The organism is Mesorhizobium zhangyense, from assembly GCF_011045115.1.
GTDB lineage: Bacteria > Pseudomonadota > Alphaproteobacteria > Rhizobiales > Rhizobiaceae > Mesorhizobium_M > Mesorhizobium_M zhangyense.
In genome coordinates, this window is record NZ_JAAKZG010000005.1 from 79,548 (window position 1) to 103,898 (window position 24,351).

A 24,351-nucleotide genomic window follows, 5' to 3' on the forward strand; every position below is an offset into this window, starting at 1 on the left:
GCATGGCTTCGCTGCCGGCGGATTTTGCGCCGGAAGCCGTTACCGCAATCCGCGATCGACTTGATCTGGCTCGTGCGGGCGGGCTGAAAATTCTGTTCGCCATTGAAAGCGGCAGCCGGGCCTGGGGCTTTCCATCTCCCGACAGCGACTATGATTGCCGCTTCGTCTATGTGCGGCCGGTTCGCGATCATCTGGTCCTGCAGCCACCGCGCGACGTCGTCGAGTTCCCGATCGAGGGCGATATCGATGCCGGTGGGTGGGATTTGCGGAAGGCCCTGCTGCTTGCGCTCGGCGGAAATGCCGTTGTCGTGGAGTGGGCGAATTCGCCGATAGCCTATGAGGAGGCTGAAGGCTTTCGGGCGCGGCTCCTTGGTCTCCTTGCCGAAATCGTCGATCCGGCAAAAGTCGCGCGCCACTACCTCGGCCTGGCGCGTTCCCACATTTCCAGGATCGAGAATTCCGGCACCGACGTGAAACTGAAGAAGCTTTTCTATCTTATCAGGCCGCTAGTGGCGCTGGATTGGATGGAGCAGCATGCTTTCACCACATTGCCGCCAATGAGTTTGCCGGTCTGTCTTTCGCAAACCGAGGTGCTGCCGTCCGTTGCCGAAGAAATAGGCCGCATGATCGCAACCAAGGCCCAAACACGGGAAATGGGTACGGGACCGATACCACCCGAGATCGCAGGGTATCTGGAAGCCAGATATGGCCACCACGAAATGAACATGCCTCCCTCGCTCAAGGACGAGAATCGGCGGAAGCGGGATCGTGCCCTGGCGGAAGACTTCTACCGGCAGGAAGCGGAAGGCGTCTGAAAAGTGTCCTTGCCGTCGCGGCAAGGCTTTGCCAAAAGACAGGGATGAACACAGCGACAGACCTCCCCATCCTCAATCCCTCAGAAGCGCGCGTACTCGGCTGCCTGATCGAGAAGAAGGAGCTGACGCCGGACGTCTATCCGCTGACGCTCAATTCAGCGCACGCCGCCGCCAACCAGAAGACGGCGCGCGAGCCGGTGATGGCGCTGGAGCAGGGGGAGGTGCACCGGGCGCTGAAGCTGCTTGAGCAGAAGGGGCTGGTTCGCCAGGTCTTCGGGTCGCGCGTCGAGCGCTACGAGCATCTTGCCGCGCAGCGCTTTTCGATGACATCGCCGCAGATCGCCATTGTCGGCCTGCTCCTGCTGCGCGGGCCGCAGACGGTGAACGAGCTTCTGGCGCGCAGCGAGCGCATGGCGCGGTTCCCGTCGGTAGACGAACTGCGCGAAGAACTCGACATGCTGATCGGCAAGCGCCCGGCGCTGGTGCAGGAAATCGGGCGCGGCCCCGGCCAGCGCGAGGACCGCTACGCCCATCTTCTGAGCGGGCCTGTCGATGTTGCCGCATTTGCAGCGCAGCGCAGCGTGTCATCTGTGCCGGCGTCTGATCTCGAAGTGCGGATACAGGCGCTGGAGGAAGAGGTCGCTGCCTTGCGCGCCCGCCTCGATGCGCTGGGCGCCTGAGCCGGCGACCGAAGATCGCCGGGAAGCAGTTCGTCACCTGAATAATCACGCCAGCGTGTTTCAGCTTGATTTTGAAACCTCTTGCGGTTCGGCTACGTCTTTACCGCAGGAGGATGTTTTCATGGTGCGCAGAGCTTTCGCAGTAACCTGTCTTGCACTTGCTGCCGCGCTGTCAGCGCCTGCAGGTGCCGCATTCGCCAAGACGCAGACGGCGATCTTTGCCGGCGGCTGCTTCTGGTGCGTGGAATCGGATTTCGACCACGTGCCCGGCGTGACTTCAACCACCTCCGGCTATATCGGCGGCACGAACGACAATCCCACCTATGAGGATCACACCGCCGCTGGCCACCGCGAGGCGGTGAAGATAGAATTCGACGATACCAAGACCAGCTACGACAAGCTGCTTGACGCCTTCTGGCATTCGGTCGATCCGACGGATGGCGGCGGTCAGTTCTGCGACCGTGGCCACAGCTATACGACCGCGATCTATGCGGTCGGCGCGGAGCAACTGGCCGAGGCGGAAAAATCGAAGGAAGCGATCGCGGCGGTGCTGAAGCAGCCGATAGCCACGGAAATCGTGGCGGCACCGACCTTCTGGCCGGCCGAGGATTACCATCAGGATTACTACAAGAAGAATCCGGTCCGCTACAAATACTACCGCTATTCCTGCGGGCGCGACGACCGCATCGACGCAGTATGGGGCAAGGCCGCGCATCAGGGCATCGCCGCGCACTGAGCGCGACTTGCCGCAACGAAAAACGGGCGCTATACGGCGCCCGTTTTCTTTGATGCACAGGGATATCAGGCGAGGCTGGCGTTAAGCGTAACCTTGATCGCTCCGAGCGCCTTGGAAACCGGGCATTCGGCCTTGGCCTTCTCGGTCAGTTCCTTGAATTTAGCGGCGTCAATGCCAGGCACCTTGCCGGTGAGCGTGATGGCGCTTTCGGTGATGCCGGTGCCGGGAATGAGGGTGACCACCGCCTTGGCGTTCAATTCGTCGGCGGGCGTGCCGTTCTCGGCCAGGAAATGCGAGAGCTGCATGGCAAAGCAGCCGGCATGGGCAGCGGCGATCAGTTCTTCCGGATTGGTGCCGGATTTGCCGCTCTCGTCCTCGAAACGCATCTTGAAGGAATAGGGCGCGGCCTTGAGGGCGCCGCTCTGGGTGTCGAGCGTGCCGGAACCCTCGGTGAGCGTTCCCTTCCAGATGGCGGTGGCGTGACGGTTCATGAGGTTCTCCCGTTTGATTTTGCAGGCCGATGATGCGGCGACGGCTTGAATATAGCGCGCCTTTCTGCTTCTGCCATGTTTGACCGCTTTCGGGGCATGCGAAAAAGTCGATGTCAAAAATGTCGGGAAGCATGAACGCCTGTCGTCCTAGGGGCGGCCACGGAATGTTTCGTGGCGTGTGCAGGAGGTTCGAATGTATTCGCTGCTTCACTCGAATATTGGAAAGATCGTTCCCAAACCCGGCGCGGTGACTGCCAATAGCTTTTGCATCCCGCCATCGGGCGTTGCGCGCCTGCTGGTCATGCTGACCGTCATCGTCTCTGCCGTGCATGTTCTCGACGTTGCGTCGTCCTATGCTCCGGACAGGCAGCCGGGCCTTCTTGCGCAGGCAGATGTCACCTATGAGAGGAGATAGACCATGAAATATGTTTGCCTCGTCCATGGAGAAGAAGCCAAGCTCCATGCCATGTCGCCCGCCGAAATGAAGGCGCTCGACCACGATTCCGGCGCCTATGACGATTCGCTGATGGCCAGCGGCCATCTGATCGTCGCGCAGGCGCTGCAGCCGGTGAAGGTCACCAAAACCGTCAGGAACCGGAAGGGCAAGGTGCTGGTCACCGACGGTCCCTTTGCCGAGACCAAGGAGCAGCTTCTCGGTTTCCTGATGATCGAGGCCAAGGATTTCGACGAGGCTGTGGAGATTGCCGGCAAGGTGCCGCTGGCGAAGCTGGGCGCGATCGAGGTGCGGCCAGTCTATAATTTTCGCGGAGACTAGCTTCGCGCAAATCGTCGGACGTGCAACTTTTACGTGTTGAAAGGAGGGCATTGTTTCCTTATCCTGCCGCCGTTTTCGGGGGATTTGGAATGCATATCCTGATTGCTGCGATCGGCCTCATGGGAGCTGCCGCCTTCTGGTGGTACCGGGTCAAATATATGAGCGAGGCGGCAAGCGAAGTTGCCGACGCGGTTGGCCGCGTGCGCGGCTCGGTGCGGCGCAAGAAGCTGCGCAAGCAGGCTGCACTTTCCCCGCTGACGGCCATCGACGATCCCATCGTGGCGGCAGCCACGCTGATCACGGCGGTCGTGTCGGAAGATACGCCGTTGACGCCGGAGCATGAAACCGCAATCCGAGAGGCCGTTTCCGGCATTGCCGACGCGAAGAAAACCGATGAGGCCGTCATCTACGGCAAATGGGCCGCTTCGCAGATCGATGACGCAAATGTCGTCATCGACAAGCTCGCGCCGTTCTTGCGCGAACGTCTCGACGTGGATGAGCGCGAACAACTGGTCGCGATGGTCGACGGTGTCGCGCGGGCGTCAGGCGAGCGCTCGTTGGCCCATGATCAGCGCGTGCGACGCCTGCGCCAGAAGCTCGGCTTCGAGATCCACTGATCGGTCCCTGGACGCAATTCCGGACGGAAAACCGCTGCACACTTTTCCTGGAATTGCTTTCAGATCGACTCGCCTCTCAGCAGCCGGGGCGTATCCCCGGTCAGTCCCGATGCCTGCCTTATGAAAAACGACTTCATGCGCGGCATGCGGTCGACGAGGCCGAGGCCGATGTCGCGGGCTGCGCGCAGCGGGCCGAAATCATTGGAGAATAGTCGGTTCAGCACGTCGGTGGTGACGCCCATCTGCACCGTGTCGAAACGGCGCCAACGCTCGTAGCGCTGGAGCACGTCAAGCGCGCCGATATCCTGGCCGAGCCGATCGGCCTCGACAATGGTTTCGGCAAGGGCTGCCGAATCCTTGAAGCCGAGATTGAGGCCCTGGCCGGCGATGGGGTGGATGCCGTGGGCAGCATCGCCTGCGAGCGCGAAGCGTGGTGCGACGAAGGCGCGGGCAAGGGTGAGGCCGAGCGGCCAGGCGCGCGGCTTGCCCTCGACGCGCAACTCGCCGAGCTTCAGGCCGAAGCGCTGTTCCAGTTCGCTTTCGAAGACGAGTTCGTCGCTGGCGACCAGCCGTTCGGCATCGGCGGTGCGCTCGGTCCAGACGATCGAAGAGCGGTTGCCGGTCAGCGGCAGGATGGCGAAGGGGCCGGCAGGCAGGAAATGCTCTTCGGCGCGGCCGTTGTGCGGGCGCTCATGGGCGATGGTGCAGACGATGCCGGACTGGCCGTATTCCCACTTCACCGTCTTGATGCCGGCCATGTCGCGCAGCCGCGAATTGACGCCGTCGGCGGCAACCAGCAGGCGCGCGCCCAGCGAGGTGCCGTCTGCGAGGTGGATTGCTATACCGGCAACACCGGCCTCGAAGGAGCTGACGGCGACGCCTTCGATGATGTCGATGCCCAGCTCGCCGGCGCGGCGGCGCAGCGCGCCGTTCAGCACCTTGTTGGCGACCATGTGGGCGAAAGGCTCACCGGGCGCGACTTCGCCGTCGAAGGTCAGGTAGACCGGGCGAACGGGATCAGCAGTGCGCGAATCGGTGACGATCATGTCGGTGATCGGCTGTGCCTGCGGCAGGATCTCGTCCCAGCAGCCGAGGCGGCCGAGCATGCGGCAGGCCGCGGCGGCGATTGCCGAGGCGCGGGTGTCGCGCTGCCAAACGCCTTCGGGTGCGGCGTCGACCACGGCGATGGCGAGATTGGGGCGTGCCTGCTTCATCGAGACGGCAGCGGCAAGGCCGACATAGCCCGCACCCGCAATCAGCACGTCGAGCGTTGGTTCCTTGCGGTGTGTGCCTGCGTTTCCAGCCATCGCTCTATCCTCCGTCACTTTCGCTTCGCCTTGACTTCGGCGAATGTTCCTGTTGGAAACCGTGCCAATTCCTTCGCTTCGAAAAGGGTTCGAAACAATGTCGGCTGCCATGCAGGAACTTCTTGCCATTCTCGACCTCGAGAAGCTCGAACACAACCTGTATCGTGGTCGCAGCCCCAAACTCGACTGGCAGCGCGTGTTCGGCGGGCAGACCATCGCGCAGGCGCTGGTCGCTGCGCAGCGCACGGTCGCGCCCGACCGGCATGTGCATTCGCTGCACGGTTATTTCATGCGTCCAGGCGATACGCAGGTTCCGATCATTTATGAAGTCGACCGCATCCGCGACGGCAAGAGTTTCACCACGCGGCGGGTCGTCGCCATCCAGCACGGCCATGCCATCTTTTCGCTGGAAGCCTCGTTCCAGCTTGACGAGCCGGGGTTGGAGCATCAGGTGCCGATGCCGCTCGGCGTGCCGGCTCCCGACACGCTCGGCACCCAGAACGACCTGATCAAGGAGTTCGGCGATACGGTGCCGGAGGGCATTCGCCGCTATTGGGAGCGCGACAGGCCGGTGGAAATGAAGCCGGTGATGCTGAAGCACTATACCAGCCGCGAAAAGCTGGACCCGGAGCAGAATATCTGGATCCGCACCACTGGACCCGTGCCTGCTGATCGCGCCACGCAGGCCGCGGTGCTTGCCTATCTGTCGGATATGACGTTGCTCGACACCTCCACCTTCGCCCATGGACGCGCAGTCTTTGATCGCGACATCCAGGCGGCGAGCCTCGACCACGCCATGTGGTTCCACAGGCAGCATCCGCTCGACGGCTGGCTGCTCTATACGCAGGACAGCCCCTCGACGATCGGTGCGCGGGGTTTCACCCGCGGTACACTTTATGGGCAGGATGGCACGCTGATCGCCTCGGTGGCGCAGGAAGGGCTTATCCGCGTGAAGCGATAGCCTGCGGAATGTGCAAAATCTATAAATTGCCTAATTTATAGGCAGTCATATGGCCGCTCAAGCGGCCGCTTATACTGCGCTGCAACATAAACCCATTGATTTACAACGCTTTAATGCCGGTTCTGCGAACTGGCACGGAGCTTGATTTACCCTGAACACTCTCCGGCTGCTCTCGGCAACCCGGCGAAGTCATGCAATCGCGGGTTCCCGCATAAGCAAGGGGTAAAAACCTTATGAAAATCGTGATGGCAATCATCAAGCCGTTCAAGCTCGACGAGGTGCGCGAAGCGCTCACCGCCGTCGGCATCCAGGGCCTGACCGTCACCGAAGTCAAAGGCTACGGGCGTCAGAAGGGGCATACGGAAATCTATCGCGGAGCCGAATACGCGGTCAGCTTCCTGCCGAAAGTGAAGATCGAAGTGGCCGTGGCCGCCGACATGGTCGAGAAGGCCGTCGAGGCGATTTCGAGCGCGGCAAAGACCGGGCAGATCGGCGACGGAAAGATTTTCGTCTTCGGCATCGACCAGGCGGTACGCATCCGCACCGGCGAAACCGACACCGACGCGCTTTGAGCGGGCCAATCGTATTCTCATGGAGATTTCAATGAATATTCCCACCACCTTGAAGAAGGCGGCCAAAACCGCGCTTCTGGGCACGCTTGCCCTCGGCGCACTTGGCACGCTCGCAGCCTTCGCCCAGGAAACCGCGCCGGCTGCCGTAGATGCTGCTGCGGCTGCTGCGCCCGCCGTTCCCGTGCCCGACAAGGGCGACACGACCTGGATGATGATCTCGACCATCCTCGTCCTGTTCATGGCCCTGCCGGGCCTGGCCCTGTTCTATGGCGGCCTCGTGCGCACCAAGAACATGCTTTCCGTCCTCATGCAGTGCACGATGATCGTCGCTGTCGTCATCATCATCTGGGTCGTCTACGGCTACTCCTTCGCCTTCGGTGGCGGCACCAGCCCGTATTGGGGCGGTCTCGGCAAGCTGTTCCTGTCGGGCGTCACGCCTGAGAGCACGGCGGCGACCTTCTCGGATGGCGTCGTCATCCCCGAACTGGTCTTCATCTGCTTCCAGATGACCTTCGCCTGCATCACGCCGGCCCTGATCGTCGGCGCGTTTGCCGAACGCATCAAGTTCTCGGCCGTGATCCTGTTCGTGGCGCTGTGGGTCACCTTCGTCTACTTCCCGATCGCCCATATGGTCTGGGATTCGAGCGGCATGATCTTCAACTGGGGCGCTCTCGACTTCGCCGGCGGCACGGTCGTCCACATCAATGCCGGTATCGCCGCATTGGTCGGTGCGATCCTGGTCGGCAAGCGCAACGGCTACGGCCGCGACAACATGGCTCCGCATTCGATGACGCTGACCATGGTCGGTGCCTCGATCCTGTGGGTGGGCTGGTTCGGCTTCAACGCCGGCTCCAACCTTGAAGCCACCGGTGGTGCAGCCCTTGCGATGATCAACACCTTCACTGCAACCGCCGGCGCAATCATCGCCTGGGTGGCGGTGGAATCGCTGTCGCGCAAGAAAGCCTCGATGCTTGGTGCCGCCTCCGGCATGATCGCCGGCCTGGTTGCGGTCACGCCCGCCGCCGGCATCGTCGGCCCGATCGGCGCGATCGTTCTCGGCGCCATCGCCAGCATCATCTGCTACTATTTCGTCACTGTCGTGAAGATCAAGGCCGGTTATGACGACTCGCTCGACGTGTTCGGCGTGCACGGCATTGGCGGCATCGTCGGCGCCATCGGCACCGGCATCTTCGCCTCGTCGGCGCTGGGTGGCATCGGCTATGCCGACGGCGTGACCATGGGCGCGCAGGTCTGGGTGCAGATCAAGGCTGTCCTCGTCACCATCGTCTGGTGTGGTGTCGGCTCTGCCATCCTCTACAAGATCGTCGATGTGATCGTCGGGCTGCGTCCGACCGTCGAAGCCGAATCGCAGGGCCTCGACCTCACCTCGCACGGCGAAGTGGCCTACCACTCGTAAGCTTCCAACCCGGCGGCGCATGCCGTCGCCGGGACTGGCCTTTACGCAATTCCGAACGGAAAACCGTTCACATTTTTCCTGGAGTTGCTCGAAAATCCCGTCGTGACCGGTTTGAAGGAGCTGGTCACGCCTTTGAGGCCCGGTTCGTCCGGGCCTCTTTTTTTGGCCGCCAGCAAACATATTCCGGGGACGTGATCGCCGAGTGCGCCCGAACTGCAACAGGGGGTGGTTTTCAGACGTTCACTTCACGAAAAAAATCACTCCGTTATATAGACAGCTAATGAAAGCTGCCTATCTTGAGCGGCTGACGACACAAATCAGTTGCGGCAAGGCAGGCCCCATATTGTCGAAGCGTTCACCGGATACGATGATGCAGGCCGATCCGGCGATGCTCAGCGCCGTCGCGCGCATCGCCGAGGCACCGAAGCCTCCGAGGCTTCACGTCACGGCGATCAGGGGCCAGCGGATATGGTTCAAGCATTTCGGCGCCGAGCGGACGGCGTGGGGCAAGCGCCTGCACGCCTTGGTCTCGCCGCTGATGTATCCGCGGTTCACAAGGGCATCGTTGTCTGCCACGCCGGAAGGCAAGGCCGCACGCGAACTACGCAAGATCAAGGCCTTTCGCGGCGCCGGTTTTCGTGCGCCGGAAGTCTTCTATCAGCGCGGCGATGTCCTGGCCCTGTCCGACATGGGCGAGACGATGCAGACGCAGATGCGCCATCTGCGAAAGATCGGAGACGTTACCGCCCATGACGAGCTTCTGGTCCACGCCGCCGAAGCGCTCGGCCAGGTGCATGAGGCCGGCCTCTGTCATGGCCGCCCGCATCCGCGCGATTTCGTCGTCGACGATGACGGGCGATTCGGCTTTCTCGACTTCGAGGAGGAGCCGGAAGCAACGATGCCACTGGCTGATGCGCAGGCGCGTGACGTCTGGCTGCTCTTTTTCCAGATCACTTATCGTGCCCGGCAGCCGGAGACAGCGACGCGGGCGCTGAAGGCTTACAAGGCCTCTGCCCCGAAGCCTACGCTGGAGGCGCTTGCGAGGCTGCTTCATTTCTTCCGGGTGTTCATTCCACTGGGCCGGGTCGCGGCGAAGTTCCATCTCGGTGGCGACCTTGAGCGCTTCATGAGGGCGATGGACTTTTTTCGCGACGCCGAAGGGGACGCTGCCGAAAAACGGTAGGCGAGGCATGTTTCATTTGCTGCGAGGCGGTGCATGGTTAATGCGGCCTTAACCTTCCCGCCGATAATCTGATCCTCGACTCTGCCCAAGGCGCGTTCGTGCCAAGGCAACACCATTTTTGGACGGGGAAAGAGGCATGCGTTCAGCCACACAACTCGCGCTGACCGATTCGGGACACGGTCTGCAGGCGTTTGCGCGCAGGCAGGTGGGGCGGATCACCGGCCTTGCGTGTTTCGCGGAGGTCGCCTTTGCGCTGGCCAGCCTTGGCACGTGGAATGTGGCCGACCCGAGCTTCAGCCATGCCACCGACAACCCGATCACCAACGCGATGGGCTATCCGGGCGCGGTGTTTTCCGATCTCGCCATGCAGTTCTACGGGTTGTCGTCCGTGGCTGCTCTTGTTCCGGCCGTGATCTGGGGCTTTTTCCTGGCGACTGCGCGCGGTGTCGATCGCATGCCGCGCCGTGCGCTGGCCTGGTTCGGCGCTTCGCTGTTGTTCGCAGCCATTGCCGGCTGCACCACGCCGCCCGCAACCTGGCCGCTGCCGACCGGGCTTGGCGGTGTCTTTGGCGATATGGTTCTGAAGGTACCGGGCATGGCCACCGGCGGCTATCCGACCGGCTGGGTGGCAAGCCTGATCGCGGTGGTTCTGGCAGGACCGGCGCTGTGGCTGTTTGCTTTCGGCGCCGGGCTGATTTCGCGCCCCAACGGTTTTGCGGTCGTCGATCCCGATGAAAAGGACATGCGCGAGCAGGATCTGGCGTCGTCCTTCGATGATGACGACGAGGATGAAGGCATTCTGGCGCTGGGCGCGATCACCCATTGGTGGCTGTCGTTCCGCGCCTTCCTGCGCCGCAGGGCTGCGCGCCGCAAGGAACATGACGAGTATCGCGACGTCGAGGTGCGCCCCGAAAGCGCCTGGCGCCGTGCTGCCGAGCGCGTCGAATTCGCCGAACAGGCCGAGGCGAAGGTCAGTGCCAAGGGCAGGGCGCGGGTCGAACCGGAATTCTTCGCCGCCATGGTGTCCGACGGACGCGTTCCGCACAACGAACTCGACGACGATGTCGAAGCGGAAGACGATCTCGACTTCATGCCGGGCGAGACGGCAGAGCCACGTTCGCCTGCAGCCCAGGTTCAGAATTTCCGGACGCCGGCAGCAGCGTCCGCCCGCGTCGAGGCTCCTGCGCCGCGCCCCGTGCCCGGCGCACGGGTCCAGCGCGAGGCGCAGACCTCGCTGATCGGCTCGAACAGCTTCGAAATGCCGTCGCTGCATTTCCTGTCCGAGCCGAAGAATGTCGTGCGCGACGCCAGCCTGTCGAAGGACGCGCTGGAGCAAAATGCACGCCTGCTCGAAGGCGTGCTGGAAGACTTCGGCGTCAAGGGCGAGATCATCCATGTCAGGCCCGGCCCGGTCGTCACGCTCTATGAACTGGAGCCGGCTCCCGGCATCAAGTCGTCGCGCGTCATCGGCCTTGCCGATGACATTGCGCGCTCGATGAGCGCGATCGCTGCCCGCGTTGCCGTCGTTCCCGGCCGCAACGCCATCGGCATCGAACTGCCCAATGCCAAGCGCGAGACCGTCTATCTGCGCGAAATCATGGCGAGCCGCGATTTCGAGACGACCAAGGCCAAGCTGGCGCTGGCGCTTGGCAAGACCATCAATGGCGAAGCGGTTATCGTCGACATCGCCAAGATGCCGCACGTTCTCGTCGCCGGCACCACCGGCTCAGGCAAGTCGGTGGCCATCAACACGATGATCCTGTCGCTGCTCTACCGCATGACGCCGCAGGAATGCCGCCTGATCATGATCGATCCGAAAATGCTCGAACTGTCCGTCTATGACGGCATCCCGCATCTTCTGACGCCTGTCGTGACCGACCCGAAGAAGGCGGTCGTGGCGCTCAAATGGACGGTGCGGGAGATGGAAGACCGCTACCGCAAGATGTCCAAGGTCGGCGTGCGCAATATCGACGGCTTCAACGCCCGCGTTGCGCAGGCGGAGAAGAAGGGCGAGCGCATTTCGCGCACGGTGCAGACCGGCTTCGACCGTCAGACCGGCGAGGCCATCTACGAGACGGAGAACCTCGACCTCGAGCCACTGCCCTATATCGTCGTCATCATCGACGAGATGGCCGACCTGATGATGGTCGCCGGCAAGGATATCGAAGGCGCGGTACAGCGTCTGGCGCAGATGGCGCGTGCCGCCGGCATCCATGTCATCATGGCAACGCAGCGTCCTTCCGTCGACGTCATCACCGGCACGATCAAGGCCAACTTCCCGACCCGCATCTCCTTCCAGGTGACGTCGAAGATCGACAGCCGCACCATTCTTGGCGAGCAGGGCGCCGAACAGCTGCTCGGCATGGGCGACATGCTCTACATGGCCGGCGGCGGGCGCATCCAGCGCGTGCACGGACCGTTCGTCTCCGACGACGAGGTCGAGAAGATCGTCGGCCATCTCAAGCTGCAGGGCGTGCCGGAATATCTCGACGCCATCACCGAGGATGACGGCGAGGATGACGACGATGCGCCGTCCGGCAAGGGTGGCGGAGGCGGTGGCAATTTCGAGGATTCCGACGATCCTTACGATCAGGCTGTCGCGGTCGTGCTGCGCGACGGCAAGGCCTCGACCAGCTACATCCAGCGCCGCCTCGGCATCGGCTACAATCGCGCCGCCTCGATCATCGAGAAGATGGAGCAGGAAGGCATCGTCGGCCCGGCCAACCACGCCGGTAAGCGCGAGATTCTGGTGCCGACGGAGGACGACAAGTTTTAGGGAGTGCCGATATTCAAACCATGACGGCCTGCAAATGGCGATTTTCTGCGCTTCCGGTGCTCATGGACCCAAATGTCCACTCCGCTCGTCGCCTGTGGCGACCCCGAAAACCACCATTTTCGACTCGTCCTGATTTGAATCTCAACACTCCCTGGGTGTGAGCGTAAAAAGGGGTCTAAAATGACGCAGGCGTGATGGTTTGCCTCTTGCCGGCGACAAACTTCAGCCCAAGTAAAGGCCTATAGATCTAAGCTCATTTGACGCATTCGAGAGTGATGACCCGCATGAACAAAAACGCTTCGACCCCGACCCCGCGACTGCAAATGGCTCGCCGTGGCTTCCTTGGCCTGGCGGTTGCGGCTTTTGGCGTGGTCGGGCTCCAGGCGATGCCGGGCTTCGACATGATCGCGGCGGCGCAGGCAGCCCCGTCCGACGCCGCGCAGAAGATCGCCGATCATTTTGCCAGTGTTCGCACCATGACCGGCGAGTTCGTGCAGTTCGGTCCGCGCGGCGAGCAGACCGGCGGCAAGTTCTTCATCGAGCGTCCGGGCAAGATCCGCTTCGATTATGACGGGGCGTCGCGCTTCCAGGTGGTCTCTGATGGCCAGTCCGTCGTGCTCGACAACAGGAAGATGAACACGGTCGATCTCTACCCGCTGTCGAAGACGCCGTTGAAGCTGCTGCTCGACGAGCGCATCGATCTCTCCGGCAACAAGGTCCGGAGCGTCAAGGAAGAGGACGATCTCACCACGATCCAGCTCGCCGACAAGTCGGTGTTCGGCAACTCGACCATAACCATGATGTTCGATCCGAAATCCTACGAACTGCGCCAGTGGACGATCAAGGACGCCCAGGGCAAGGACACGACGGTGATGATCTTCAATGTCAGGCAGGGCGTGAAGTTCGACCAGAGCCTGTTCAAGATCGACTATCAGCGCAATCTCGACGTCAACAAGAAGAAGAGCAATCGATAGGGCAACCATCGATCTCGGCCATTAGCTGTGGACAGGGTGCGAGCGGCGCGTTGAAGCTGTGCTCGACCTTGTAATTGATGACTTGCGCTGCCACTTTCCGGGCTTCGTTTTCGCAAGCGCCGGATTCCCCAGAATGCCTTTCTCGATTGCCACCTGGAACATCAATTCCGTGCGGCTGCGCATGCCGCTGGTGGAGCGCCTCCTCCTCGAAAACGCACCCGACGTGCTGTGCCTGCAGGAAACGAAGTGCCCGGACGACCAGTTTCCGTCGGCAGCTTTCCGCAAGCTCGGCTATGAGCATATCGCGATCAGTGGCCAGAAGGGCTATCACGGCGTGGCGACGGTGGCGCGGCGGCCGCTCGAAATCGTCGAGAAGCGCGAGTTCTGCCAGAAGGGCGATTGCCGGCATCTTTCGGTGCGGGTGAATGCCGGCGGCAAGCAGCTTACGGTGCATAATTTCTACGTTCCGGCCGGCGGCGACGAGCCCGATCCTGAGATCAATCCGAAATTCCGCCACAAGCTCGACTTCGTCGCCGAGATGAATGCCATCCGCGCCGACCATGACGACAATTCGGCGTCTGTGCTGGTTGGCGATCTCAACATCGCGCCGCTGGAGCACGATGTCTGGTCGCACAAGCAACTGCTGAAAGTAGTCAGCCACACGCCGGTCGAGACGGAAAATTTCGAGGCGATGCGCAAGGCCGGCGACTGGGTCGACCTGATGCGGCTCAACGTGCCTGACGAGCAGAAGATCTACACCTGGTGGAGCTACCGCGCCCAGGACTGGGAAACCTCCGACCGCGGCCGCCGTCTCGACCATGTCTGGTCTTCGTCCAATCTGGTTCCGAGCTTCGGCGGCTACGAGATCCTGCGCGACGCGCGCGGCTGGGACCGTCCTTCGGACCATGTTCCGGTGATTGCGCGATTCGATTTGAGCTGACGCGTTTTCGCCCTAAGGCAGGAGCCGGGGCGCGACTTCCTCGATGCTGCGGATGAGCGCCTGAAGCTCCTCGACGATGCGCTGGTGAAGCGCGATGGCGAGGTCGGGGTATTCCCCGAGAATGCGGTGGAACATCTTGCGGTTCAGCCGCAGCACTTCCGAATCGGTGGCAGCCGCCGCGCTGGTCAGGCGCCTGGTGTCGGCGATCAGCGCCAGCTCGCCAAGTATGGAGCCCGGCTTGACCACCGCGATCGGCGTGCGCTTGGGATCGTCTTCGCGAAACAGGACGATGCTGCCCTTGACGACGATATAGGCCGAATCGGCCTCGTCCTCCTCCAGAAACAGCTTGCGCTCCGCCGGCAGCCGCATCGGTTCTGCCCCGAAGGCGAGCAGGCGCAGCTGTTCCTGGCTGAAGCCCTCGAAAAGCCCCACGCCGGACAGAATGCGGATGTCATCATCCAGCGCCATTGCGTCCCCGAATTCCTGGCCTGGTCAGTCCTCCCGTTCGTGCGGCCCCCCGACCGCAAACCGGTCAGGGAACCAGCTTGTATCCGCCGCTTTCTGTCACAAGAATTTCAGCATTGGAAGGATCGCGCTCTATCTTCTGGCGCAGGCGATAGACATGGGTTTCCAGCGTGTGCGTGGTGACACCCGAATTATAGCCCCAGACCTCCTCCAGGAGGACGTCGCGGGTAACGACTTTCTGGTCGGCACGATAGAGATATTTGATGATGGACGCCTCCTTTTCGGTCAGGCGCACCTTGGCGCCGCGCTGGTCGAGAAGCAGTTTCTGGCTGGGTTTGAATGTATAGGGACCAACCGAAAAGGTTGCGTCCTCACTTTGCTCATGCTGGCGCAGCTGCGCGCGGATGCGGGCAAGCAGGACGGCGAAGCGGAACGGCTTGGTCACATAGTCGTTGGCGCCGGCTTCGAGCCCGAGGATGGTATCGGAATCGGTGTCGTGCCCGGTCAGCATGATGATCGGCGCCTTGTAGCCGCCCTTGCGCAGGAGCTTGACGGCCTCGCGGCCGTCCATGTCCGGCAGGCCGACATCCATGATCAGGAGATCGATCAGGCCGCCGCGTGCAACCGATACGCCCTTGGCGGCAGTGGCTTCCTGCAGCACGTCGAATTCCTCGTAGAGCGAAAGTTGCTCGACAAGGGTCGTGCGCAGGTCTTCGTCATCGTCGACAATCAGGATGGTGCGGGAGGTCATGGATCAATCCGTTGTTTTGAAATGTATAATTCTGTTGACCAGTGATCGTTTATGCGGAACCTGATCGTCAGAACAGGCCAGTCACGGTGATTTGCTTCCGTATGCGATCATACTCCAAAAAACGTGAGCGCAATGGGGCAGGCGCAAAAAACCGACATGGGATCAAAACCTTGGTGGTTCGCGCACGCCCCGGGCACCCTTCGCAAGGGTTGCTGAATGCCGGCGGCACGGTGTTTTCCTGTGCGCTGGGGCGCGGCGGCATAACCGCCGGCAAGCGCGAGGGCGATGGCGGCACGCCGCTGGCGGCGATGCGCATCCTGTCAGGTTATTTCCGGAAGGATCATTTTAAGGGGCGGCTTACGCGGCTGAAGATGACACCGATCGATTCGGCCCTTGGCTGGTGTGAAGTGCCGGAGGACCGCAACTACAACCGGCCGGTCAGGCTGCCCTATGCCGCCAGCCACGAGCATATGCTGCGCGACGACAGGCTCTACGATGCCTGCCTGGTGCTCGACTGGAATATATCGCCACGCCTGCGCGGGCGCGGCAGTGCCATTTTCTTCCACCTGGCGCGACCGGGCCTCACGCCGACGCAAGGCTGCGTGGCGGTGACGGCAAAGGTGATGGCACGGCTGCTGCCGTATCTGTCGGATCGGACCGTGCTGAAAGTGGTGCGCTAGCCGCATCGAGATTCACGTCAGGACGAGCCGCCATTCGCAGGTCGCCATGGTGAGAATCCCAGTGCGCTGTACAAATCTACCACCCGCGTGAGCGGAACTCGTCGCGCGGCAGCCGGCTCAGTTCGCGGTCGATGGTCGCGGCAATGTCATGCCGGTCGACGCCGATATCCTGAAGGTGACGAGGCGTAAGCAGCTTCAGATCGTTGAAAGCCTGGCGGCGGGTCAGCCATTTGCGAAGCACGGCACCGATATCGGTGCGGAGCAACGCGGTCGGCCGGGCCGAGCGCGTGAAACCCGTATCGTCAACACAGTAGGCCATGGTACTATCCCTTCAAGAAGGATTTGAACTCTTTTCGATTTTGCTATGATAGCGAATTGAAAAAATTGCGAAAACGAGTAGTTTTCACCGTATCTGATAATTTCATTTGAAGATCGATCATGGCTGGTCATCTCCCGGGAATACGTGCGCTGAAAACGCTGGAGGCGGCCGGCCGGCATCTCAATTTCAGCAGGGCCGCGGCCGAGCTGGGGCTGACGCCGGCTGCGGTCAGCCATCAGATCAAGGAATTCGAGGAACAGCTGGGCATTGCCCTGTTCCTGCGCACAAGCCGGATGATGGAGCTGACGCAGGCTGGCGAGATCCTCCACACAGCCGTCACCGAAGCGCTTACCGGCCTGACGCGCGCGGCGGTGCGCGTGCAGAAGATACGGTCGAATATGCGGCTGCGGGTCAGCGCATCGACATCGATCGCCGCCAAATGGCTGGTGCCGCGCCTGGAAAAGTTCATGCAGCAATGGCCCGATGTCGACATAAGGCTCGACGTTTCGACGAGCCTGCGCGACTTCACCCGTGACGACATCGACGTCGCCTTTCGCTGGGGGCGCGGCCAGTATCCCGGCGCACGGGCCGATCGGATGTTCGAGCATTCGATCATCCCGGTGTGCAGCCCGGCCCTGCTTGAAGCCAAGGGGCCTTTGACGGAGCCGCGCGACCTGTTGAAATGCCGGCTGATCCACGTTTCATGGAGCGGTCTCGGCGTCACCTGGCCCGACTGGCGCATGTGGATGCTGGCTGCAGGCATCGGGGATTTCGATGACAGCCCGGGCCTGCATTTCGCCGAGACCGGGCCGGCGATCCAGGCGGCAATCGACGGTCACGGCATCGCGCTCGGCGATGCCTGGATGGTAGCGGACGATCTCGCAGCCGGCCGGCTGGTAAAACCCTTCGCGCTGTCGATCGACGGGCCGCCGCAGTTTGCCTACTATATCGTCACGCCTCTGGAAGCGGCGGACGACCCGCTGATCAGGACTTTTCGCGAATGGGTGCTTGAGGAGGCCGCCAACACGCCGCTCACGCCGGAAGCTGTACGCCCCACCAGCCGATGATTGCGCGGATTGAACGCCCGAGTGCAAACGCCGTCAAGCGTAGCGCCAGACCGTCGTGCGCTTGACCTCGGCGTCTTCAAGGGCGCGCGTGACCGGCACCTGATAGATAGCAAGCGCCTGCATGCGTTCCTTCGGCAGATAGGCTCGGCCGGGGTCGCCGATGAGGATTTCAGCCCCGCGCCGGCTGAGTTGCGAGAACCATGGGATCAGCCGGTCGGCGAAGGGTTTTTCGTAGAAGACGTCGCCGGCGAGGATGACGTCCCAGCCGTCGTCTGCATTGACGAGTTCCTTGCCTGAAAAGGCAACGGACACACCGTTGGCCTGTGTGTTGAGCGCGATCGCCGCTTCGCAGAACGGGTCGATATCGGCGGCAATCACTTCAGCCGCGCCAGCTTTGGCGGCGGCGATGGCGACGAGACCGGAGCCGGAGGCGAAATCGAGCACGCGCTTGCCTTGCACAGTCTCGGGATGGTCGAGAATGTAGCGCGCCAACCCCTGCCCGCCGGCCCAGGCGAATGCCCAGAAGGGCGGCGGCAGGCCGATCTCGGCGAGTTCCTCTTCCGTCTTCAGCCAGAGGTCATGCGCCTCGTCGGCAAGATGAAGCAGAACCTCCGGCACATGTGGCGGGGTCATCAGTGCCGTGTTGGTACGGATGAAGCTTTCGGCCTCCGCTGGCGTCACGGTGCGAGATCGAGGCCGCCCATGCGGCAGACTTCGCGCCATTCGTCTGCGGTCACCGGCTGCACGGACAGGCGCATGGAGGTGACGAGCGCCATTTTGGCGAGCTTCGGATTGGCCTTCACGTCGACCAGCGTCACCGGCTTGGGCACATCGCGCACGGCGCGGATGTCGACGCATTCCCAGCGCGGGTCTTCGGTCGTGGTGTCGTGATGGGCCAGCGCGCAGACCTCGGCAATGCCGACAACCTCCAGCCCCTCATTGGAATGGTAGAAGAAGCCGAGATCGCCGATCTGCATGGCGCGCATGTTGTTGCGGGCCAGATAATTGCGCACGCCATCCCATTGCGTGCCCTCCTTGCCCTTCGCCTTCAGCATGTCGAAGGAGAATTTGAACGGCTCGGATTTGAACAGCCAGTAATTCATCTTTTTGACTCCCCTGTCGTGCCTCAGGCGCTCACCACCTCTTGTGAAATTAGGCGCTTGCCGGATTGTTGAAGACCCAGTTCCAGGGTTGCACCTCGACGCTTTCGAACAGGCCGGCTTTGGCGAAAGGATCGTTGCCCGAAATCTCCGTTGCCGCCGCCTTGTCGGTAGCTTCGACAACGACGAGGCTGCCGCAGGGTTTGCCGTCATCGTCGAGGAACGGGCCGGCGAATTTCAGCGTGCCGGCGTCGTTGAGGCCATTGAGGAAAGCGACGTGCTCGGGGCGCGTGTCGAGGCGCAGTTGCAGATGGCCCGGCTTGTCCTTGCAGATGAACGCAAACAGCATGTTTTCAGCTCCCGTTTCTATTCGGCTTCATGGCGCAGCGGCCGCGACATCAGCGCCGAGACCGCTTCCTGGATGGTGATGGCGCCGGCAAGGATGCCGGCGACGGCGGTGATGATCGGCGCTTCGACGCCGCGCTCCCTGGCGATCCGGGCAGCGATGCCGGCGGTGGCGACGCCTTCGGCAAGCGGGCGGCCACCGAGCGGTTCGCCGCGTCCCAGCGCCAGTCCGTAGCCAAAGTTGCGCGACTGCGCCGATGCGGAGGACAAAAGCAGGTCGCCGAGGCCTGAAAGCCCCATCAGTGTCTCCGGCTCGGCGCCGAAGGCCGCACCGATGCGGCGAAGCTCGACGAAGCCGCGCGTGACCATGGCAGCCTGCGCGCTGGCGCCGAGACCAGCGCCGGTGACGGCGCCGGCAGCGATGGCAAAGACGTTCTTCAGCGCGCCACCGATCTCGACGCCGACAAGGTCACCGGTCGAGTAACAGCGGAAGCTGTCGGTGGAGAAGCGCAGCGCAAGAGCCGCCGCGCGGGCCTCATCCTGCGCCGCCACCACCACCGCGGTCGGCAGGCCGCGCGCGACGTCGGCGGCGAAGCTCGGGCCGGACAGAGCCGCGACCGGGTTCTGCGGCAGGATTTCTCCTGCGATCTGCGACAGAAGCGTGCCGGTGGTGCTTTCGATGCCCTTGGCGCAGAGAACCAGCGGCACATGCGCTGGGATTTTTGTCCTCACCTCGCCGAGCACCGCGCGCAGCACCTGCGCCGGGGTGACGACGAGCACGCAGTCCACGCCCTCCAGCGCGGCATCGAGGTCAGTGGTCGCCTCCAGCGCCGGATCGAGGCGGATGCCGGGCAGATAGCGCGGGTTCTCACCCTTTCCGATCGCCGCCACCATCGCCTCGTCACGCGCCCAGAGGCGCACCGAATTGCCGGCACGGGCCATGGTCAGCGCAAGGGCCGTACCCCAGGCGCCGCCGCCCAGCACTGTGATGCGATAATTGCTCATGCCTTGGCTCCCCGCCGGCCCGAGCCGATCATGGGCGCGGAAATGCTGTCGAGCGGCCAGCGCGAACGCGGCACGAAATCCATCGCGCCCGGCTCGACCAGCCCGGCGCGGATGCGCTCGATGCCGGCCCAGGCGATCATCGCGGCATTGTCGGTACACAGCACATGTGGCGGCGCGATGAAGCTGAAGCCGTGCCCGGCGCACAATGTCTCAAGCGTCGAGCGAATCTCGCGATTGGCTGCGACACCGCCGGCGACGACCAGCGCTGGCGTCTTTACGTCAGGATATTCTTCGCGGAAGCGCACGAGGCTGCGGCGGACGCGGTCGCCAAGCGCATCCGAAACGGCTGCCTGGAACGATGCGCAGATATCGGCGACATCCTGCTCGCTGAGCGGGGCGATTGCCGTTGCAGCCTGCCGCACTGCGGTCTTGAGACCGGAGAAGGAGAAATCCGGGCGGGCCTCGCCCTTCATCGGTCGGGGGAAAGCAAAGCGCTTTGCATCACCATTAGCCGCCGTTTTCTCGACATTCGGCCCGCCGGGATAGGGCAGGCCGAGCATCTTGGCGGTCTTGTCGAAGGCCTCGCCGAGTGCGTCGTCTATAGTGGTTGCCCAGCGCTGGTAGTCACCGACGCCGCGCACCAGCACGATCTGGGTGTGGCCGCCGGAAACGAGCAGCAGCAGATAGGGAAAGTCGAGCCCGTCGGTGAGGCGCGCAGTCAGCGCATGGCCTTCGAGATGATTGACCGCGATCAGCGGCTTGCCGGTGGCGGCAGCGATTGCCTTGGCCGTCATCAGGCCGACGATCAGCCCGCCGACGAGGCCGGGACCGGCGGTGGCGGCGATGGCGTCGATTTCGGCCAGAGAAATATCCGAATCGGCAAGGGCTGCCTCGATGATGCCGTCCAACGCCTCGACATGGGCGCGCGCGGCGATCTCCGGCACGACGCCGCCGAAGGCTGCGTGCTCCTCGATCTGGCTGAGTACGACATTCGACAGGATCTCGGGTGCAGCGCCCTCGCGCAGCCCGACCACGCTGGCCGCGGTCTCGTCGCAGCTCGTTTCGATGCCGAGCACGCGGATCATGGCGTCATTTCGTTGCATTGCCCGTCCGTGATTTCCCCGTTAGGAGATGCGGGGCGAAAACCCCATTCGCCGGGTGGGTATCACGGACCGAGCGTCATGCAAACAAGAGCGTTGAAAATCGGAACACGCGGCAGTCCGCTGGCGCTGGCGCAGGCCGTGGAAACGCGCACGCGGCTGGTTGCGGCACATGGCCTTCCCGAAGAGGCCTTCGAGATCGTGCCGCTTTCGACCAGCGGCGACCGCATCCAGGACCGACCACTTTCGGAAGTGGGCGGCAAGGGCCTGTTCACCAAGGAACTGGAAGACGCGCTCTATGACGGGCGCATCGACATTGCCGTGCATTCCTCGAAAGACATGGCGACCGTGCTGCCGGAAGGGCTCGAAGTCTCGACCTTCCTGCCGCGTGAGGATGCGCGCGACGCTTTCATCGGCAAGCTGGCGCCGTCGATCCTGGAACTGCCGCATGGCGCGACCGTCGGTTCGTCATCGCTGCGGCGGCAGGCGCTGATAAAGCGAATGCGACCCGACCTGAACGTGGTGATGTTTCGCGGCAATGTGCAGACTCGGTTGCGCAAGCTGGAAGAAGGCATTGCTGCCGGCACCATTTTGGCCAATGCCGGGCTGCGGCGTCTCGGGCTGGAAAGCGTTATCACCGACCTGATGCCGCTGGATAAATTTCCGCCCGCACCCGGCCAGGGCGCAATCGGCATCGAGCACCGATCCAGCGATAGCGAGGTGAAAAATCTTCTCGCCGCCGTTCATGATGCGCCGACGGGTCATGCGCTCGCCTGCGAGCGGGCCTATCTCGCCGCGCTCGACGGCTCGTGCCGCACGCCGATTGCCGGCCATGCGGTGATCGAAGGCGATCATCTGTCGTTCAGCGGCGTCATCCTTTCGCCCGACGGCACCGAGTCGCATGAGGTGCGCCGCGAAGGCAAAGTGGTGGACGCGGCGCAAATCGGCCGTGCGGCAGGAGATGATGTTCGGGCACGCGCGGGCACTCGCTTTTTCGAGGGTTGGAGCTGAATGAGGCCCCGGGTGCTGGTGACACGGCCGGAACCCGGCGCGTCGGCCACCGCACGCCGGCTTGAAGAAATGGGATTTTCGCCGGTTGTGTTGCCGCTTTCGGAAACGGTGGCTCTGCCCGTCGATCTTTTGGCGGTCCCGCACGACATCGATGCGGTTGCCGTCACCAGTGCCAACGCGATACGCCATGCGTCACGCGATGTAATTGCGTTGCTGGCAAGTCGACGCCTGTTCGCTGTCGGCAGGAAAACCGCGAAGGCCGCGCGGGAAGCCGGTTTTGCCAGCGTCATTGAAGGTTCTGGTGACGCGGCTGGCCTTGCGGACAAGATCGCGGCCGAGCTGCCGGCGGGCTCCAAAATCCTCTATCTGACGGGCAGTGTTCGGCTCGATCATTTCGAAGGCCGCATCACCGAATCGGGATTGCAGGTTTTCGTGATGGAGACCTACGACACACGCAGGATCGATTATCCGGCGGAAGCCGTCGCCTCGGCGCTGGCAGGCGGTCAAATCGACGCGGTTCTTCTCTATTCGGCCAAGGCGGCAGAAGCGTTGTCCAGCCTCGCCGCGCAACCCGGGATGCGTTCCCTTTTCGCGACGGCGCGCTATTTTTGTCTGTCCGAGCGTGTCGCAGCTTCCCTGAACGCGGCGGAAAAGGACCGGATTTCGATAGCGGCGGAGCCGACGGAGGATGCATTGTTGTCGCTGCTGAAGGCCACCCGTTGAATGCGCCATCACCCGGCCCCTTTTCACGTCATGCTGGTGTGGTACTGATCTTTTTGCTGCCTCCCGCGTTGCGGGATTATTGATAACGACAATCATTGCGGAGTTCTCTCATGGTCAAGACGCCGAAGACCCGGCATTCGAAGACGCATCGGGAACCGGTGACGATCGAGCTGGAGCCGGGCGCCGTTTCGCGCATCAAGGAGGCGGAAGCGCAGGCAGCCGAATCCGCGGTTGAGGCACAAGCCGACACGCCGGAAGCCACTCAGCCCGACGGGCAGAATTTCACCATGGTCGACACGCCTGCCGAGGCCCCCGCCAGCTCTGTATTGGGACCTGAGCCGGATCAGGCCGAGGCCAAGCCGGTGCGCGAGGGGTTCGACTATGATTTTTCGGCACAGGAGCCGAAGCCGGACGATGCTGGCAAGAGCAAGCTGAAGGAAGAGCCTTCGCAGCCCGCACAGCCGGAAAAGCCGGTATACACCCAGCCGGAGCAGCGCCGCAGCGGGTTTCCGCCGCTGGCCGCCGGCATCGTCGGCGGTTTGATTGCGCTGGCGGGCGCGGGGGCGCTGCAATATGCCGGCCTTTTACCATCGCCCGCCTCCGATAGTGCTGCGGTGGGCTCGCTCCAATCCGAGATAACGCAGGTTCGCCAGGAAATCGCCTCGCTGAAGGACAATGCCGGCGGGCCGGATGTCGAACTGACCGGCCGCGTCGATGCGCTGACCCAGTCGGTCAATCAGGCCAAGACCGATCTTGCCAATCTGCAGCAGGCCGCACCCGCGGCTGGCGGGGACGATAGTGCCGTTCAGGCGCTGGACGGCCGGATCAAGGAACTCGAGGCGTCGATCGCATCGCTGCGCGAGCAGGGCAGCAGTCAGGCGGCGGCAAGCGACCTGACGGCCATCGGCGAGCGCGTCGCCGGCGTTGAGACGCTGGCCAAGACCGCTAGCGATGCGGTGACGGCAAGCGATGGTCGGCTCTCCGCTGTCGAACAGAAGGTGACGGACCTTTCGGGCAAGGTCGAAGCGCAGGCCGGGCAGCCGAAGGTGGCGTTGGCGATTGCGGCGACGGCGCTTAAGGCGGCGCTGGATCGTGGTGCGCCGTTCCAGGCCGAACTCGAGACGTTCGCCGCGATCTCGCCCGATGCTCCGGAAGTCGCGGGCCTGCGTCCGTTTGCTGAAAAGGGCGTGCCGTCGACTGCCGAAATCACCGGTGAGACCGAGGCCGCCGTGAAGGCGATGCTTGCGGTGGCCAAGCCCATCGATGAGCAGGCAAGCTTTGCCTCGCGCCTCATGGCAAGTGCCGAATCGCTGGTCTCGGTGCGGCCGGTCGGCCCGGTCGAGGGCACGGGCGTGCCGGAAACGGTGGCGCGCATGGAATTCGCGCTGAAGTCAGGCGAACTGGACAAGGCGCTTGCCGAATATGACACTTTGCCGGAAGCCGCCAAGACGGCTGGCAGCGCCTTTGCCGAAAAGCTGCGTGCGCGGGTGGAAGCACAAAAACTGGTCGATCAGGCGGTTGCCGGCGCGATGAAAGCGTGA

General features: G+C 62.9%; 28 protein-coding genes. 18 read left to right on the plus strand and 10 right to left on the minus strand.

All coding sequences use genetic code 11. The annotated features are described in order from the left end of the window. Positions 1 to 2 precede the first annotated feature (2 nt). The 3 genes from G6N74_RS13185 (at position 3) to msrA (ending at position 2,231) form a co-directional block, all read left to right on the plus strand. Positions 3 to 815: a nucleotidyltransferase domain-containing protein gene (locus G6N74_RS13185; protein ID WP_165118028.1), complete on the plus strand. Its 813-nt coding sequence runs from the start codon at positions 3 to 5 to the stop codon at positions 813 to 815. Positions 816 to 859: 44 nt separating this feature from the next. Further along, entirely contained in the window at positions 860 to 1,495 is a 636-nt protein-coding gene (locus tag G6N74_RS13190) for a YceH family protein (protein WP_165118030.1), read from the plus strand. A 121-nt stretch (positions 1,496 to 1,616) separates the two neighbouring features. After that, entirely contained in the window at positions 1,617 to 2,231 is a 615-nt protein-coding gene (msrA, locus tag G6N74_RS13195) for a peptide-methionine (S)-S-oxide reductase MsrA (protein ID WP_165118032.1), read from the plus strand. Positions 2,232 to 2,296: 65 nt separating this feature from the next. Here the strand turns inward: msrA and G6N74_RS13200 are convergent, their stop codons facing one another. Next, a complete protein-coding gene (locus G6N74_RS13200; protein WP_165118034.1) occupies positions 2,297 to 2,722 on the minus strand; it encodes an OsmC family protein in 426 nt (141 codons plus the stop codon). Positions 2,723 to 2,915: 193 nt separating this feature from the next. Between G6N74_RS13200 and G6N74_RS13205 the strand changes: the two genes are divergently transcribed. From G6N74_RS13205 to G6N74_RS13215, 3 genes are all read left to right on the plus strand, one after another. Next, the gene (locus G6N74_RS13205) at positions 2,916 to 3,137 is read left to right on the plus strand and encodes a hypothetical protein (protein WP_165118036.1); all 222 of its coding nucleotides are present in this window, start codon (positions 2,916 to 2,918) and stop codon (positions 3,135 to 3,137) included. A 3-nt stretch (positions 3,138 to 3,140) separates the two neighbouring features. Beyond that, positions 3,141 to 3,497, plus strand: a complete 357-nt coding sequence (locus G6N74_RS13210; RefSeq protein WP_165118038.1) for a YciI family protein — start codon at positions 3,141 to 3,143, stop codon at positions 3,495 to 3,497. A gap of 89 nt (positions 3,498 to 3,586) precedes the next feature. Next, complete coding sequence (locus tag G6N74_RS13215; RefSeq protein ID WP_165118040.1) at positions 3,587 to 4,114, plus strand: hypothetical protein; 528 nt, start codon at positions 3,587 to 3,589, stop codon at positions 4,112 to 4,114. Between the two features lie 59 nt (positions 4,115 to 4,173). On the opposite strand, the gene G6N74_RS13220 is transcribed toward G6N74_RS13215, so the two are convergent. Next, positions 4,174 to 5,421: a ubiquinone biosynthesis hydroxylase gene (locus G6N74_RS13220; RefSeq protein WP_165118042.1), complete on the minus strand. Its 1,248-nt coding sequence runs from the start codon at positions 5,419 to 5,421 to the stop codon at positions 4,174 to 4,176. Between the two features lie 97 nt (positions 5,422 to 5,518). On the opposite strand from G6N74_RS13220, the gene G6N74_RS13225 reads away from it, so the two are divergent. The 7 genes from G6N74_RS13225 to G6N74_RS13255 all read left to right on the plus strand — a co-directional run bounded on the left by G6N74_RS13225 (position 5,519) and on the right by G6N74_RS13255 (position 14,244). After that, positions 5,519 to 6,382, plus strand: coding sequence for an acyl-CoA thioesterase (locus G6N74_RS13225; RefSeq protein WP_165118044.1), 864 nt, complete (start codon positions 5,519 to 5,521; stop codon positions 6,380 to 6,382). 233 nt (positions 6,383 to 6,615) lie between these two features. Next, positions 6,616 to 6,954, plus strand: a complete 339-nt coding sequence (locus tag G6N74_RS13230) for a P-II family nitrogen regulator (protein ID WP_091908789.1) — start codon at positions 6,616 to 6,618, stop codon at positions 6,952 to 6,954. Positions 6,955 to 6,985: 31 nt separating this feature from the next. After that, positions 6,986 to 8,371, plus strand: a complete 1,386-nt coding sequence (locus tag G6N74_RS13235) for an ammonium transporter (protein WP_165118046.1) — start codon at positions 6,986 to 6,988, stop codon at positions 8,369 to 8,371. A 280-nt stretch (positions 8,372 to 8,651) separates the two neighbouring features. Continuing rightward, positions 8,652 to 9,554: a BUD32 family EKC/KEOPS complex subunit gene (locus tag G6N74_RS13240; RefSeq protein WP_165118048.1), complete on the plus strand. Its 903-nt coding sequence runs from the start codon at positions 8,652 to 8,654 to the stop codon at positions 9,552 to 9,554. Positions 9,555 to 9,690: 136 nt separating this feature from the next. Then, positions 9,691 to 12,330, plus strand: coding sequence for a DNA translocase FtsK (locus tag G6N74_RS13245; protein ID WP_165118050.1), 2,640 nt, complete (start codon positions 9,691 to 9,693; stop codon positions 12,328 to 12,330). 284 nt (positions 12,331 to 12,614) lie between these two features. Beyond that, positions 12,615 to 13,304, plus strand: a complete 690-nt coding sequence (locus G6N74_RS13250) for an outer membrane lipoprotein carrier protein LolA (protein WP_376767711.1) — start codon at positions 12,615 to 12,617, stop codon at positions 13,302 to 13,304. A 133-nt stretch (positions 13,305 to 13,437) separates the two neighbouring features. Then, the gene (locus tag G6N74_RS13255; protein ID WP_165118052.1) at positions 13,438 to 14,244 is read left to right on the plus strand and encodes an exodeoxyribonuclease III; all 807 of its coding nucleotides are present in this window, start codon (positions 13,438 to 13,440) and stop codon (positions 14,242 to 14,244) included. Between the two features lie 12 nt (positions 14,245 to 14,256). On the opposite strand, the gene G6N74_RS13260 is transcribed toward G6N74_RS13255, so the two are convergent. Then, positions 14,257 to 14,712, minus strand: coding sequence for a cyclic nucleotide-binding domain-containing protein (locus G6N74_RS13260; protein WP_165118054.1), 456 nt, complete (start codon positions 14,710 to 14,712; stop codon positions 14,257 to 14,259). A 64-nt stretch (positions 14,713 to 14,776) separates the two neighbouring features. Further along, the gene (locus tag G6N74_RS13265) at positions 14,777 to 15,460 is read right to left on the minus strand and encodes a response regulator transcription factor (protein WP_091908808.1); all 684 of its coding nucleotides are present in this window, start codon (positions 15,458 to 15,460) and stop codon (positions 14,777 to 14,779) included. A gap of 86 nt (positions 15,461 to 15,546) precedes the next feature. Between G6N74_RS13265 and G6N74_RS13270 the strand changes: the two genes are divergently transcribed. Further along, positions 15,547 to 16,140 (plus strand): L,D-transpeptidase family protein, encoded by a 594-nt coding sequence (locus tag G6N74_RS13270; RefSeq protein ID WP_312857872.1) that lies wholly within the window; start codon positions 15,547 to 15,549, stop codon positions 16,138 to 16,140. A 76-nt stretch (positions 16,141 to 16,216) separates the two neighbouring features. On the opposite strand, the gene G6N74_RS13275 is transcribed toward G6N74_RS13270, so the two are convergent. Beyond that, complete coding sequence (locus tag G6N74_RS13275) at positions 16,217 to 16,459, minus strand: YjiS-like domain-containing protein (RefSeq protein WP_165118058.1); 243 nt, start codon at positions 16,457 to 16,459, stop codon at positions 16,217 to 16,219. A gap of 119 nt (positions 16,460 to 16,578) precedes the next feature. Here G6N74_RS13275 and gcvA point away from each other — a divergent pair, with 119 nt between their 5' ends. Further along, on the plus strand, positions 16,579 to 17,526 hold the full coding sequence (gcvA, locus tag G6N74_RS13280) for a transcriptional regulator GcvA (protein ID WP_165118060.1): 948 nt from the start codon (positions 16,579 to 16,581) through the stop codon (positions 17,524 to 17,526). A 33-nt stretch (positions 17,527 to 17,559) separates the two neighbouring features. On the opposite strand, the gene G6N74_RS13285 is transcribed toward gcvA, so the two are convergent. The 5 genes from G6N74_RS13285 to tsaD are packed head-to-tail and all read right to left on the minus strand — an operon-like array spanning position 17,560 to position 21,058. Beyond that, positions 17,560 to 18,249, minus strand: coding sequence for a class I SAM-dependent methyltransferase (locus G6N74_RS13285; RefSeq protein ID WP_165118062.1), 690 nt, complete (start codon positions 18,247 to 18,249; stop codon positions 17,560 to 17,562). Next, positions 18,204 to 18,629 carry an EVE domain-containing protein gene (locus G6N74_RS13290; protein ID WP_165118064.1) on the minus strand — a complete coding sequence of 142 codons (426 nt, stop codon included), beginning with the start codon at positions 18,627 to 18,629 and terminating at the stop codon, positions 18,204 to 18,206. Before G6N74_RS13290 ends, G6N74_RS13285 begins: the two co-directional genes overlap by 46 nt. A 49-nt stretch (positions 18,630 to 18,678) precedes the next feature. Continuing rightward, positions 18,679 to 18,975, minus strand: a complete 297-nt coding sequence (locus tag G6N74_RS13295) for a YciI-like protein (RefSeq protein ID WP_165118066.1) — start codon at positions 18,973 to 18,975, stop codon at positions 18,679 to 18,681. 17 nt (positions 18,976 to 18,992) lie between these two features. Then, a complete protein-coding gene (locus tag G6N74_RS13300; RefSeq protein ID WP_165118068.1) occupies positions 18,993 to 19,976 on the minus strand; it encodes an NAD(P)H-dependent glycerol-3-phosphate dehydrogenase in 984 nt (327 codons plus the stop codon). Then, complete coding sequence (gene tsaD, locus G6N74_RS13305) at positions 19,973 to 21,058, minus strand: tRNA (adenosine(37)-N6)-threonylcarbamoyltransferase complex transferase subunit TsaD (protein ID WP_312857879.1); 1,086 nt, start codon at positions 21,056 to 21,058, stop codon at positions 19,973 to 19,975. Before tsaD ends, G6N74_RS13300 begins: the two co-directional genes overlap by 4 nt. 99 nt (positions 21,059 to 21,157) lie before the next feature. On the opposite strand from tsaD, the gene hemC reads away from it, so the two are divergent. From hemC to G6N74_RS13320, 3 genes are all read left to right on the plus strand, one after another. Next, positions 21,158 to 22,087, plus strand: coding sequence for a hydroxymethylbilane synthase (gene hemC, locus G6N74_RS13310; protein WP_165118070.1), 930 nt, complete (start codon positions 21,158 to 21,160; stop codon positions 22,085 to 22,087). Further along, entirely contained in the window at positions 22,088 to 22,810 is a 723-nt protein-coding gene (locus G6N74_RS13315) for a uroporphyrinogen-III synthase (protein ID WP_165118072.1), read from the plus strand. It begins immediately after the preceding gene. 110 nt (positions 22,811 to 22,920) lie between these two features. Beyond that, entirely contained in the window at positions 22,921 to 24,351 is a 1,431-nt protein-coding gene (locus tag G6N74_RS13320) for a COG4223 family protein (protein WP_165118074.1), read from the plus strand.

Coding starts and splice junctions, on each gene's coding strand:
- G6N74_RS13255 (WP_165118052.1), top strand. CDS start 13,438: ATGCCTTTCTCGATTGCCACCTGGAACATCAATTCCGTGCGGCTGCGC.
- G6N74_RS13240 (WP_165118048.1), top strand. CDS start 8,652: ATGAAAGCTGCCTATCTTGAGCGGCTGACGACACAAATCAGTTGCGGC.
- G6N74_RS13295 (WP_165118066.1), bottom strand. CDS start 18,975: ATGCTGTTTGCGTTCATCTGCAAGGACAAGCCGGGCCATCTGCAACTG.
- G6N74_RS13190 (WP_165118030.1), top strand. CDS start 860: ATGAACACAGCGACAGACCTCCCCATCCTCAATCCCTCAGAAGCGCGC.
- hemC (WP_165118070.1), top strand. CDS start 21,158: ATGCAAACAAGAGCGTTGAAAATCGGAACACGCGGCAGTCCGCTGGCG.
- G6N74_RS13220 (WP_165118042.1), bottom strand. CDS start 5,421: ATGGCTGGAAACGCAGGCACACACCGCAAGGAACCAACGCTCGACGTG.
- G6N74_RS13275 (WP_165118058.1), bottom strand. CDS start 16,459: ATGGCCTACTGTGTTGACGATACGGGTTTCACGCGCTCGGCCCGGCCG.
- G6N74_RS13215 (WP_165118040.1), top strand. CDS start 3,587: ATGCATATCCTGATTGCTGCGATCGGCCTCATGGGAGCTGCCGCCTTC.
- G6N74_RS13205 (WP_165118036.1), top strand. CDS start 2,916: ATGTATTCGCTGCTTCACTCGAATATTGGAAAGATCGTTCCCAAACCC.
- G6N74_RS13200 (WP_165118034.1), bottom strand. CDS start 2,722: ATGAACCGTCACGCCACCGCCATCTGGAAGGGAACGCTCACCGAGGGT.
- G6N74_RS13265 (WP_091908808.1), bottom strand. CDS start 15,460: ATGACCTCCCGCACCATCCTGATTGTCGACGATGACGAAGACCTGCGC.
- G6N74_RS13245 (WP_165118050.1), top strand. CDS start 9,691: ATGCGTTCAGCCACACAACTCGCGCTGACCGATTCGGGACACGGTCTG.
- G6N74_RS13320 (WP_165118074.1), top strand. CDS start 22,921: ATGGTCAAGACGCCGAAGACCCGGCATTCGAAGACGCATCGGGAACCG.
- msrA (WP_165118032.1), top strand. CDS start 1,617: ATGGTGCGCAGAGCTTTCGCAGTAACCTGTCTTGCACTTGCTGCCGCG.
- G6N74_RS13225 (WP_165118044.1), top strand. CDS start 5,519: ATGTCGGCTGCCATGCAGGAACTTCTTGCCATTCTCGACCTCGAGAAG.
- G6N74_RS13285 (WP_165118062.1), bottom strand. CDS start 18,249: ATGGCGCGAAGTCTGCCGCATGGGCGGCCTCGATCTCGCACCGTGACG.
- G6N74_RS13185 (WP_165118028.1), top strand. CDS start 3: ATGGCTTCGCTGCCGGCGGATTTTGCGCCGGAAGCCGTTACCGCAATC.
- G6N74_RS13235 (WP_165118046.1), top strand. CDS start 6,986: ATGAATATTCCCACCACCTTGAAGAAGGCGGCCAAAACCGCGCTTCTG.
- G6N74_RS13315 (WP_165118072.1), top strand. CDS start 22,088: ATGAGGCCCCGGGTGCTGGTGACACGGCCGGAACCCGGCGCGTCGGCC.
- gcvA (WP_165118060.1), top strand. CDS start 16,579: ATGGCTGGTCATCTCCCGGGAATACGTGCGCTGAAAACGCTGGAGGCG.
- G6N74_RS13300 (WP_165118068.1), bottom strand. CDS start 19,976: ATGAGCAATTATCGCATCACAGTGCTGGGCGGCGGCGCCTGGGGTACG.
- G6N74_RS13230 (WP_091908789.1), top strand. CDS start 6,616: ATGAAAATCGTGATGGCAATCATCAAGCCGTTCAAGCTCGACGAGGTG.
- G6N74_RS13250 (WP_376767711.1), top strand. CDS start 12,615: ATGAACAAAAACGCTTCGACCCCGACCCCGCGACTGCAAATGGCTCGC.
- G6N74_RS13210 (WP_165118038.1), top strand. CDS start 3,141: ATGAAATATGTTTGCCTCGTCCATGGAGAAGAAGCCAAGCTCCATGCC.
- G6N74_RS13260 (WP_165118054.1), bottom strand. CDS start 14,712: ATGGCGCTGGATGATGACATCCGCATTCTGTCCGGCGTGGGGCTTTTC.
- G6N74_RS13290 (WP_165118064.1), bottom strand. CDS start 18,629: ATGAATTACTGGCTGTTCAAATCCGAGCCGTTCAAATTCTCCTTCGAC.